9 protein-coding genes and 1 pseudogene are annotated in these 10,405 nt (G+C 64.3%); 8 read left to right on the top strand and 2 right to left on the bottom strand.

Annotation, left to right across the window (positions count from 1 at the left end; genetic code table 11):
- Positions 1 to 265: 265 nt before the first annotated feature.
- Both clpA and clpS read right to left on the bottom strand, forming a co-directional pair.
- Positions 266 to 2,587 (bottom strand): ATP-dependent Clp protease ATP-binding subunit ClpA, encoded by a 2,322-nt coding sequence (gene clpA / locus WAQ08_RS16445; protein WP_422192997.1) that lies wholly within the window; start codon positions 2,585 to 2,587, stop codon positions 266 to 268.
- Positions 2,584 to 2,940 carry an ATP-dependent Clp protease adapter ClpS gene (gene clpS / locus WAQ08_RS16440; RefSeq protein WP_422192995.1) on the bottom strand — a complete coding sequence of 119 codons (357 nt, stop codon included), beginning with the start codon at positions 2,938 to 2,940 and terminating at the stop codon, positions 2,584 to 2,586. Before clpS ends, clpA begins: the two co-directional genes overlap by 4 nt.
- 334 nt (positions 2,941 to 3,274) lie before the next feature.
- Between clpS and WAQ08_RS16435 the strand changes: the two are divergent.
- From WAQ08_RS16435 to WAQ08_RS16400, 8 genes and pseudogenes are all read left to right on the top strand, one after another.
- Positions 3,275 to 3,469: pseudogene (locus WAQ08_RS16435) on the top strand (cold-shock protein); the annotation flags it as partial.
- Positions 3,470 to 3,758: 289 nt separating this feature from the next.
- A complete protein-coding gene (locus tag WAQ08_RS16430; RefSeq protein WP_422192993.1) occupies positions 3,759 to 4,178 on the top strand; it encodes an HIT family protein in 420 nt (139 codons plus the stop codon).
- Between the two features lie 32 nt (positions 4,179 to 4,210).
- Positions 4,211 to 7,141, top strand: coding sequence for a monovalent cation/H+ antiporter subunit A (locus tag WAQ08_RS16425; protein WP_422192999.1), 2,931 nt, complete (start codon positions 4,211 to 4,213; stop codon positions 7,139 to 7,141).
- The gene (locus WAQ08_RS16420; protein ID WP_422192991.1) at positions 7,141 to 7,485 is read left to right on the top strand and encodes a Na+/H+ antiporter subunit C; all 345 of its coding nucleotides are present in this window, start codon (positions 7,141 to 7,143) and stop codon (positions 7,483 to 7,485) included. Before WAQ08_RS16425 ends, WAQ08_RS16420 begins: the two co-directional genes overlap by 1 nt.
- A complete protein-coding gene (locus WAQ08_RS16415; RefSeq protein ID WP_422192990.1) occupies positions 7,482 to 9,200 on the top strand; it encodes a monovalent cation/H+ antiporter subunit D in 1,719 nt (572 codons plus the stop codon). Before WAQ08_RS16420 ends, WAQ08_RS16415 begins: the two co-directional genes overlap by 4 nt.
- On the top strand, positions 9,197 to 9,715 hold the full coding sequence (locus WAQ08_RS16410; RefSeq protein WP_422192989.1) for a Na+/H+ antiporter subunit E: 519 nt from the start codon (positions 9,197 to 9,199) through the stop codon (positions 9,713 to 9,715). Before WAQ08_RS16415 ends, WAQ08_RS16410 begins: the two co-directional genes overlap by 4 nt.
- A complete protein-coding gene (locus WAQ08_RS16405) occupies positions 9,712 to 9,990 on the top strand; it encodes a K+/H+ antiporter subunit F (RefSeq protein ID WP_422192988.1) in 279 nt (92 codons plus the stop codon). The genes WAQ08_RS16410 and WAQ08_RS16405 overlap by 4 nt, the downstream gene beginning before the upstream one ends.
- Positions 9,987 to 10,388, top strand: coding sequence for a Na+/H+ antiporter subunit G (locus WAQ08_RS16400; RefSeq protein ID WP_422192986.1), 402 nt, complete (start codon positions 9,987 to 9,989; stop codon positions 10,386 to 10,388). Before WAQ08_RS16405 ends, WAQ08_RS16400 begins: the two co-directional genes overlap by 4 nt.
- Positions 10,389 to 10,405 lie beyond the last annotated feature (17 nt).

The following is a 10,405-nucleotide window of genomic DNA, read 5'->3' as shown; positions in this document are numbered from 1 at the left end:
GCATTGATCACTTTGTCGCCGCATACAACACCGAGTGCCAACCGTTCAGGTGGACTGCTGCCGCTCACTCAATCTTGGCTAAGCTGCACCGACTTTGCTCACGTATCAGCGGGACAGGACACTAGCCGATCTTCAAGATGGCCGGACTGGACGCTCACGGGCGACAGGGTCTAAGCGGCAAACAAAGCTGCACACAAAAAAAAGCAGGCTGTGAAGCCTGCCTTTTGCATCGCTCGGTGAGCGTCAAGCACCCGCCCGAAGACGGTCACTCCGTCGTCGCGGCCTCGGCCTTGGGCTTGTCGCTGCGGCGCGCCTGGATGTCCAGCTTGACCTCTTCCTCGCCCTTGGCATTGGTGACAACGTCCACCGTCAGGCGGCCGCCATCGACCAGATCGCCGAAGAGCAGTTCGTCGGCCAGCGCACGACGGATCGTGTCCTGGATCAGGCGCTGCATCGGGCGGGCGCCCATCAGCGGATCGAAGCCACGCTTGGCCAGGTAACGGCGCAGCGCATCGGTGAAGGTGACATCCACCTTCTTCTCGGCCAGTTGGCCTTCGAGTTGCAGCAGGAACTTGTCCACCACGCGCAGGATGACCTCTTCGTCCAGCGGCTTGAAGCCCACGATGGCGTCCAGACGGTTGCGAAACTCCGGCGTGAACATGCGCTTGATGTCGCCCATCTCGTCACCCTGCTCTCGCGAGTTGGTGAAGCCGATGGTGGACTTCTGCAGTGTTTCGGCGCCCGCGTTCGTCGTCATGATGATCATGACGTTGCGGAAGTCGGCCTTGCGCCCGTTGTTGTCCGTCAGCGTGCCGTGATCCATCACCTGCAGCAGGATGTTGAACACATCTGGGTGCGCCTTCTCGATCTCGTCGAGCAGCAGCACCGCATGCGGCTTCTTGGTGATGGCCTCCGTCAGCAGGCCACCTTGGTCGAAGCCCACATAGCCCGGAGGCGCGCCGATCAGACGGCTCACCGCATGGCGCTCCATGTACTCGGACATGTCGAAGCGGATCAGGTCGATGCCCAGCACATAGGCCAGCTGCTTGGCGACTTCGGTCTTGCCCACGCCGGTGGGGCCGCTGAACAGGAAGGCGCCGATCGGCTTGTCCGGCTTGCCCAGGCCCGAGCGGGCCATCTTGATGGCGGCCGACAGGGCGTCGATGGCGTTGTCCTGACCGAACACCACGCTCTTGAGGTCGCGGTCCAGCGTCTTGAGCTTGCTGCGATCATCACTGGACACACTGGTGGCCGGCACACGGGCGATCTTGGAGACGATGTCCTCGACCTCGGCGCGGGTGATGGTCTTCTTCTGCTTGCTCTTGGGCAGGATGCGCTGCGCGGCGCCGGCTTCATCGATCACGTCGATGGCCTTGTCGGGCAGATGGCGGTCATTGATGTACTTGGCCGACAGCTCCGCAGCCGCCTGCAGGGCGCCCAGCGCGTACTTCACGCTGTGGTGCTCTTCGAAGCGCGACTTCAGGCCCTTCAGGATCTCGATGGTCTGCTCGACGGAAGGCTCCACCACCTCGACCTTCTGGAAGCGCCGCGACAGGGCCGCATCCTTCTCGAAGATGCCGCGGTACTCGGTGAAGGTGGTCGCGCCGATGCACTTGAGCTGACCCGAGCTGAGCGCGGGCTTGAGCAGGTTGGATGCGTCGAGCGTCCCACCCGAGGCCGCACCGGCGCCGATCAGCGTGTGGATCTCGTCGATGAACAGCACGGCGTTGGGCTGCTCCTTGAGCTGCTTGATCACTGCCTTCAGGCGCTGCTCGAAATCACCGCGGTACTTGGTGCCGGCCAGCAGCGCGCCCATGTCGAGGGCGTAGACCTCGGCATCGGCCAGCACTTCGGGCACTTCGTTCTGCGTGATGCGCCAGGCCAGGCCCTCGGCGATAGCCGTCTTGCCCACGCCGGCTTCACCCACCAGCAGCGGGTTGTTCTTGCGGCGGCGGCACAGCACCTGGATCACGCGCTCGACCTCGTGCTCGCGACCGATCAGCGGATCGATCTTGCCTTCACGGGCGGCCTGGTTCAGGTTCTGGGTGTACTGCTCCAGCGGAGAGGCCTTGCTTTCGCCCTCTTCCTTGTCGGTTTCCGACTGGCTGGCATCCGACGACGCGGCCTTGCCCTGGCTTTCCGGCGGATCAACCTTGCGGATGCCGTGAGCGATGAAGTTCACCACGTCCAGGCGCGTCACGCCCTGCTGGTGCAGGTAATACACCGCGTGCGAGTCCTTCTCGCCGAAGATGGCGACCAGCACGTTCGCACCGGTGACTTCCTTCTTGCCGCTGCCGGAGGACTGCACGTGCATGATCGCGCGCTGGATCACCCGCTGGAAGCCCAGCGTGGGTTGGGTATCGACCTCATCGGTGCCACCAACCGTGGGGGTGTTATCGCGGACGAACTGGTCAAGGCTCTTGCGCAGTTCGTCGAGATTGGCTGCGCAAGCCTTCAATACTTCAGACGCAGACGGGTTGTCGATCAGCGCCAGCAGCAGATGTTCCACGGTGATGAACTCGTGGCGCTGCTGTCGGGCCTCGACAAAGGCCATGTGCAAACTCACTTCCAACTCTTGCGCGATCATGCTGTCTCCAGAATGCACTGCAGGGGGTGCCCGGCTCGCCGGGCGGCGGCAAGAACGAGTTCGACCTTGGTGGCCGCGACATCCTTGGTATAGACACCGCACACACCACGACCTTCGTGGTGGATTTTGAGCATGATCTGAGTGGCCGACTCGATGTCGTGGCGAAACAGATCCTGCAGGACGTAGACCACAAACTCCATCGGGGTGAAGTCGTCATTGAGCATCACGACCTGATAAAGCTTGGGAGGCTCGAGTTGCAGTTCCTCTTTCTCAACCACAACCGAGCCCGCGCCTTCACCGTCCGGATCCTTTGGAGGCTCCGACGAAGCATGGGTATGTAACGACCAGGTCATGAAATGATTCTAAGAGAGCATTCTGCGTCCTGCTTATCCATGTTGGAGTGACCTACCCGAAAACAAGGGGGTAAATTTCCCGGATCTGGCCGGCCTTTTCAACGCATCGACCCGTCAACCTTGGCAGGGCTCCAAAACGGCCGTGATGGGATGCCCGAAAAGCCTGATCGCGGTGCGCCTCGAAAATGGCGCAAACCCTGCCCACATGCGCCTAATTCAATCGTTTGTCACCCCCCTAGAACCGCTCATGGATTGGACAAGTTCTGTCACAACTGCGCCTTGACATGGGTGTCCGCGATGACCAGAATTGAGTCAAATTTACAGGAGGACAGGTATGGCCACAGGCACTGTCAAATGGTTCAACGACGCCAAAGGGTTTGGCTTCATCGAGCCTGATGTAGGTGGGGGCGATGTCTTCGCCCATTTCTCTGCCATCCAGATGGATGGTTTCCGAACCTTGAAGCAAGGTTCCAAGGTCAGGTACGACCTGACCGTCGGCCCGAAGGGCTCATTGGCGCAGAACATCCAGCCCATTTCGGCTGATGACACGTCCAGCGAGACTGGCGACGCCATGGAAGACCTGCACTTCAGAGATGTTCGAACCGGAGCCGGAGGCCGCTCACTGTCTCACTGACATCCATCTCACGAGCCCACTCTCCTGACCGATAGTCTCAACCCCAAGCCCGGCTTCGTCCGGGCTTTTGTGTTTGGAGGCGCCTTTTGAGTGTACTTTCCTGACCTGGATGGCCGATTGCGGCACATCCACGATTATCATCGTCCAAATCCATTCAGAACCAATACATCCATCCGCAACTGCCATGGCCTACGACAGCAACAACATCTTCGCCAAGATTCTGCGGGGTGAACTGCCCTGCATCTCTGTCTACGAGGACGATGCGACGCTGGCCTTCATGGACATCATGCCCCAGGCGGATGGCCATGTGCTCGTGATCCCCAAGGAGGGAGCCGAGACCTTGCTGGATCTGTCGCCCGAAGCCGCGGCAGCCACGGTGCGCACCACCCAGAAACTGGCCCGCGCGGTCAAGCAGGCCATGGGCGCCGAGGGGATCTTCGTGTGTCAGCTCAATGGCGCGGCGGCCGGGCAGACGGTGCCGCACTGCCATTTTCACGTCATTCCGCGTTCCGGTGGGGAAGCTATGCGCATCCACGCCAGCGCACGCGCGGATAACGACAAACTGCGCGGCTTCGCTGAAGCCATCAAGAAGGCCTTGGCCTGATCCGGGATCCATCATGACCGCCGCCCATGCCACTGCCACTGCTGACACTCGTCGCCCTGCCCTTCCTGGGTAGTCTGATCGCGGCCCTGCTGCCCGCGAACGCCCGAAATGCTGAATCGAGCCTTGCTGGCTTGATCGCTCTGGTCTGCGCCGTACAGGCCGCCCTGTACTTTCCGGAGATTGCCGCCGGCGGTGTGATCCGCCAGGACATCGAATGGCTGCCGTCCCTCGGGCTGAATTTCAGCCTGCGGATGGATGGCTTCGCGTGGATGTTCTCCATCCTGGTGCTGGGCATTGGCGCGCTGGTGATGCTCTATGCGCGCTATTACATGTCACCGGCCGATCCGGTGCCGCGCTTCTTCGCCTTCCTGCTGGCCTTCATGGGGGCCATGAGCGGGGTCGTGCTGTCGGGCAACCTGATCCAGATCGCGCTGTTCTGGGAGCTGACCAGCCTGTTCTCCTTCCTGCTGATCGGCTACTGGCATCACCGGCGCGATGCCCGCCGGGGCGCACGCATGGCCCTGACGGTGACCGGCGCGGGCGGCCTGTGCCTGCTGGCCGGGCTGCTGGTGCTGGGCCAGATCGTGGGCAGCTACGAGCTGGATACCGTGCTGGCTGCCGGCGCCAAGGTGCGCTCGCACCCGCTGTACACGACAGCGCTGGTGCTGATCCTGCTGGGCGCCCTGAGCAAGAGCGCGCAATTTCCCTTCCACTTCTGGCTGCCTCACGCCATGTCCGCGCCAACCCCGGTGTCGGCCTACCTGCACTCGGCCACCATGGTCAAGGCCGGGGTGTTCCTGCTGGCGCGGTTGTGGCCCGTGCTGTCGGGCACGGACGAGTGGTTCTGGATCGTCACCTGCACGGGGCTCATCACCCTGCTGCTGGGGGGCTTCTGCGCCATCTTCCAGAACGACCTGAAAGGGGTGCTGGCCTACTCCACCATCTCGCACCTGGGCCTGATCACCACGCTGCTGGGCCTGAACAGCCCGATGGCAGCCGTGGCGGCCGTGTTCCACATCATCAACCACGCCACGTTCAAGGCTTCCTTGTTCATGGCGGTGGGGATCGTAGACCACGAAACCGGCACGCGCGACATGCAGCGCCTGAGCGGCCTGCGACGGTACATGCCCGTCACCGCCACCTTGACGATGGTGGCCGGCGCGGCCATGGCCGGTGTGCCCCTGCTCAACGGCTTCATCTCCAAGGAGATGTTCTTCTCCGAAGCCGTGTTCGTGACGGCCGCGCCCTGGTTCGACTACCTGCTGCCGGCCGGGGCCGTGCTGGGCGGGGCGTTCAGCGTGGCGTACTCGCTGCGCTTCACGGTGGATGTGTTCTTCGGCTCGGACGCCTGCAACGATCTGCCGCGCAAACCCCATGAGCCGCCGCACTGGATGCGCGTACCCGTGGAGCTGCTGGTGCTGGCCTGCCTGCTGGTGGGCACCCTGCCGCAATGGTCGATCAGCGCCGTGCTGAACACGGCCGCCACGCCCGTGGTCGGCGGCAAGCTGCCGGTCTTCGATCTGGCCGTGTGGCACGGCTTCAATGTGCCGCTGCAAATGAGCCTGGTGGCCATGGCCGGCGGTATCGCGCTGTACTGGGTGCTTCGCAAGCCCATCGCCAGCGGGCGGATCGCCCGCACCCCGCTGCTAGGCCTTGTCAACGGCAAGCGCGTGTTCCGCGGCTTGATGGCCCTGGTCTCCTGGGGCGCGCTGCACGCGGTGCGCCTGTTCGGCACCCGCAGGCTGCAGCCGCAGATGGTGCTGCTGATGTTGGTCACGCTGCTGGCGGTCTTGCTGCCTTTCTGGCTGCGGGCGACACCGCCTGGCGCCTGGTGGGTGGGTGATCGGCAACCGCTCACCTTCTCTCCAACGTTCGCGCTGCTATGGGCGGTGGGCATTGCCGCTGCCTTCGGGGCGGCTTGGCAGGCCAAGTACCACCGGCTGACCGCGCTGGCGCTGATGAGCGTGGCCGGCCTGGTCACGGTGATCAACTTTGCCTGGTTCTCGGCCCCCGACCTGGCCTTGACGCAGTTGTCCGTGGAGGCTGTCACGACGGTGCTCTTCATGCTGGGCCTGCGCTGGCTGCCCAAACGGTTGGAAGAGCATCTGGACCGACAGAGCCTGGGCAAGCGCATCAAGGCCCGCGTGCGCCGCACGCGTGACCTGCTGATCGCCATGGCCGCTGGCGTGGGCATGACGGTGCTGTCCTACTCCGTGATGACGCGCTCGTTCCCGCACAGCATCTCGCCCTTCTTCCTGGAGCGCGCCATCCCTGAAGGCGGCGGCGCGAACGTGGTCAACGTGATACTGGTGGATTTCCGCGGCTTCGACACGCTGGGCGAGATCACCGTGCTGGGCGCCGTGGCGCTCACGGTGTACGCCCTGCTGCGGCGCTTCCGGCCCGCGCGTGAAAGCGTGAACCTGCCGCCCCAACAGCAGGCCGTGCCGGCCGACCTCAACACCGACCTGGTCAACGCGCAGACCGCCGACGACACCGCCCACGGCTACCTGCTGGTGCCTGCCGTGCTAATGCGCCTGCTGCTGCCGGTCGCGGCCGTGATCGCGGTGTATTTCTTCATGCGGGGGCACAACGAGCCTGGCGGCGGCTTCGTGGCCGGGCTGGTGCTGTCCACGGCGTTCATCATCCAGTACATCGTGTCCGGCACGCAGTGGGTGGAAGCCCATATGCACCTGGCGCCCCCCCGCTGGATCGCGGCCGGCCTGCTGATTGCCGCGAGCACCGGCCTGGGGTCGCTGTGGTTCGGCTACCCTTTCCTGACCACGCACACGGCACATCTGACGCTGCCGGTGCTCGGCGAGCTCTACGTGGCCAGTGCTCTGTTGTACGACATCGGCGTGTTCACCCTGGTGGTCGGCTCGACGCTGCTCATCCTCACCGCGCTGAGCCACCAGTCGGTGCGGGGACGCCGCAAGCCGGCCCGTGACATGGAAGGAGACCGCTGATGGAAATCGTGCTGGCCATCGCGATCGGCGCCTTGACGAGCTGCGGCGTATGGCTGCTGCTGCGCCCCCGTACCTACCAGGTGATCATGGGTCTGTCCCTGCTGAGCTATGGCGTGAACCTGTTCATCTTCAGCATGGGCCGCCTGGCTGTCGACAGCGAGCCCATCATCGTCAAGGGCGTGCCCGCCAACTTGCTGCGCTACACCGACCCGATGCCCCAGGCCCTGGTGCTCACGGCCATCGTGATCGGCTTCGCCATGACGGCGCTGTTCCTGGTGCTGCTGCTGGCCCAACGGGGCTTCTTCGGCAATGACCATGTCGATGGCGTAGGAGACGCTGAATGAACGCCACGATCCATGCGTTCACGCAGAGCCTGATGCCCCACCTGGTGGTGGTGCCCATCCTGCTGCCTCTGCTCACGGCCTGCCTGCTGCTGCTGCTGGGTGACCGGCGCCATCGTCGCAAGACGGGCCTTGCCGCGCTGGCCACCGTGACCAACCTGGTTGTGGCTTGGCTGCTGCTGCGCTGGGTGCGCCAGGGCGACCAGCCCAGCGCCTATGGGGTCTACCTGCCATCGAACTGGGAGGCGCCCTTCGGCATCGTACTGGTGCTCGATCGCCTGTCGGCGCTGATGCTGCTGGTGACGGGCGTGGTGGCCCTGGCCGCGCTGCTGTTCTCCGTGGCACGCTGGCACAAGGCCGGCGCGCACTTCTATGTGTTGATGCAGATCCAGATCATGGGCATCAACGGTGCATTCCTCACCGGGGATCTGTTCAACCTGTTCGTGTTCTTCGAGGTGATGCTGGCTGCGTCCTACGGCCTGCTGCTGCACGGCTCAGGGCCATCGCGGGTGAAATCAGGGCTGCACTACCTGACGATCAACCTGGCGGCGTCCTCGCTGTTCCTGGTAGGGGCGGCCTTGATCTACGGGGTGACGGGCACGCTGAACATGGCGGATCTGGCGGCCAAGATCCCACGGGTGGCCGCCGCCGACCGGCCGTTGCTGCATGCGGGCTGCGCCATCCTGGCCGTGGCCTTTCTGGCCAAGGCGGCGATGTGGCCGCTGAACTTCTGGCTGGTGCCGGCCTACTCCAGCGCCGGTGCACCATCAGCCGCAGTGTTCGCCCTGCTGACCAAGGTCGGGATCTACGTGTTGCTGCGCCAGTCGACCCTGCTGTTCTCTCCGGCAGCTGGGCCCTCCGCCGGGTTCGGCAGCGCCTGGCTGCTGTGGGGAGGGATGGCCACGCTGGCCTTCGGAGCCCTGGGCATGATGGCATCACAGCGACCGACCAGGCTGGTGGGTTTCGCGGTGATCGTCTCATCAGGCACGTTGATGGCGATGGTGGGCCTGAACCGCCCCGAGGTCACCGCGGGGGCGCTGTACTACCTGCCGGTGTCCACCTTCGCCGTGGCCTGCTTCTTCCTGCTGGCCGAGTTGATGGACCGCTCGCGCAACCCCGACCCGGATGCGCAAAGAGCCCCGGAGGACGAAGAAGACCACCTGCCCTTCGCACTGGCGGAGCAGGAACTGCTGGACGACGACACCAACCTGGACGAGGACGAAGAAGCACTGATCGGTCGGCCCATTCCCGCTGCCACCGCCATGCTGGGTCTGGGCTTCATCATCTGCACCTTGCTGGTGGCGGGGCTGCCCCCCCTGTCGGGCTTTATCGGCAAGTTCGCCATGCTGTCCGCCCTGCTGGGTGAGCCGTCACAGCACGTACCCTTGGCCAACTGGATCCTGATGGGCATCGTGGTGGGCTCCGGCCTGCTGGCCCTGGTGGCGCTGTCTCGCGTCGGGATACGGTTCTTCTGGACACCGGTGGAGCGCTCCGCCCCCGTGTTGCGCACCGTCGAGGCGCTGCCCATCGTCATCCTGATCACCATCTGCGTGGCCTTCACCGTGCGGGCGGAGGCCGCCATGAGCTATGCGCGCGCCACCGTGGCATCCCTGTACCAGCCCGCCGCCTACATCCGAGCCGTGCTGTCCGAGAAGCCTCTGCCCACGCCCACCAATGCCAACCGGCTCAAGCAGAGCGTCTCCAGGAGACAGCCATGAGGATGATCGTCAAGCGACTGTTCCCCGCGCCGCTGCTGTCCCTGGCCCTGGTCGGGCTGTGGCTGGTGCTCAACCGCTCCTACAGCGCCGGTGACTGGTTGATGGCCATCGTGCTGGGGCTGAGCGCACCGGCCCTGACGCGCTCGCTGCGGCCGAACACGGTGCATTTCCGCAAGCCTTGGGTGGCCCTCAAGCTGTTCTTCCGCGTCGGTGGTGATGTGGTCGGCTCCAACCTGCGTGTGCTCAAGGGCACGCTGGCCAGCGGCGAAAAACTGCCCGAAGGCACGTTCATCGTGGTGCCGCTGGATCTGAACGACCCCAATGGGCTGGCCGTGCTGGCCGCGATCATGTGCGTCATCCCCGGCACGATCTGGTCGGAGATGGCGCTGGACCGCAGCGCCCTGCTGATCCATGTATTCGACCTGGAAGACGAGCAAGCCGAAATCGCCCTGATCAAATCGCGCTACGAGCGCCCATTGATCGAGATCTTCCAATCCGGGAGGAGCGTCCCATGAGCCCCTTGCTCTTCAGTGCCATCGTGTTCACCATGGCCTGCTACATCCTGGCGATGTCCCTGGCGCTGGTGCGCATGGTGCGCGGCCCCTCGGCGCAAGACCGCGTGCTGGCCATGGACCTGATCTGGACCATCGGCATGCTGGCCCTGCTGGTGCTGGCCATCCGCTACCGCAACGCGGTGTACTTCGAAGCCGCGCTGCTGATCGCGCTGTTCGGCTTTGTCAGTTCGGCCTCGATGGCCAAGTTCCTGCTGCGCGGCGAGGTGATCGAATGAACGGCTCCGGCGTGTCCTTGTGGATCGAGATCCCGGTGGCGGTGCTGCTGATGCTCAGCGGCATCTTCACGCTGTCGGCGGCCATCGGGCTGGTGCGTTTTCGCACCTTCTTCCAACGCATGCACCCGCCGGCGCTGGCTTTCAGCTTCTCCGCCTGGTGCGTGACACTGGCCTCGATCCTGTACTTCTCGGCGCAGGATCACAAGCTCTCGCTGCACGCGTGGCTGATCATCATCTTCCTGTCGATCACGGTGCCCGTCACGACCATCCTGCTGGCGCGCACCGAGTTGTTCCGCAAGCGCACGGGCGGGCAACGCGACCTGGTGCCACCAGCCTTGAGTCGCCAGATGGAAGCCCGTCGCAACGCTGCGCCAGCACAGGCCAACACGCCCGATTGAGCCCGAGCGGGCACGGC

This window comes from Aquabacterium sp. (assembly GCF_049274795.1).
In the GTDB taxonomy this organism is placed as follows: Bacteria; Pseudomonadota; Gammaproteobacteria; order Burkholderiales; family Burkholderiaceae_C; genus Aquabacterium.
Note: the sequence above shows the minus strand (reverse complement) of the source record. Positions and strands in the feature narration are given on the sequence as shown.

Coding starts and splice junctions, on each gene's coding strand:
- WAQ08_RS16415 (WP_422192990.1), top strand. CDS start 7,482: ATGAACGCCACGATCCATGCGTTCACGCAGAGCCTGATGCCCCACCTG.
- clpA (WP_422192997.1), bottom strand. CDS start 2,587: ATGATCGCGCAAGAGTTGGAAGTGAGTTTGCACATGGCCTTTGTCGAG.
- WAQ08_RS16430 (WP_422192993.1), top strand. CDS start 3,759: ATGGCCTACGACAGCAACAACATCTTCGCCAAGATTCTGCGGGGTGAA.
- WAQ08_RS16400 (WP_422192986.1), top strand. CDS start 9,987: ATGAACGGCTCCGGCGTGTCCTTGTGGATCGAGATCCCGGTGGCGGTG.
- clpS (WP_422192995.1), bottom strand. CDS start 2,940: ATGACCTGGTCGTTACATACCCATGCTTCGTCGGAGCCTCCAAAGGAT.
- WAQ08_RS16405 (WP_422192988.1), top strand. CDS start 9,712: ATGAGCCCCTTGCTCTTCAGTGCCATCGTGTTCACCATGGCCTGCTAC.
- WAQ08_RS16420 (WP_422192991.1), top strand. CDS start 7,141: ATGGAAATCGTGCTGGCCATCGCGATCGGCGCCTTGACGAGCTGCGGC.
- WAQ08_RS16410 (WP_422192989.1), top strand. CDS start 9,197: ATGAGGATGATCGTCAAGCGACTGTTCCCCGCGCCGCTGCTGTCCCTG.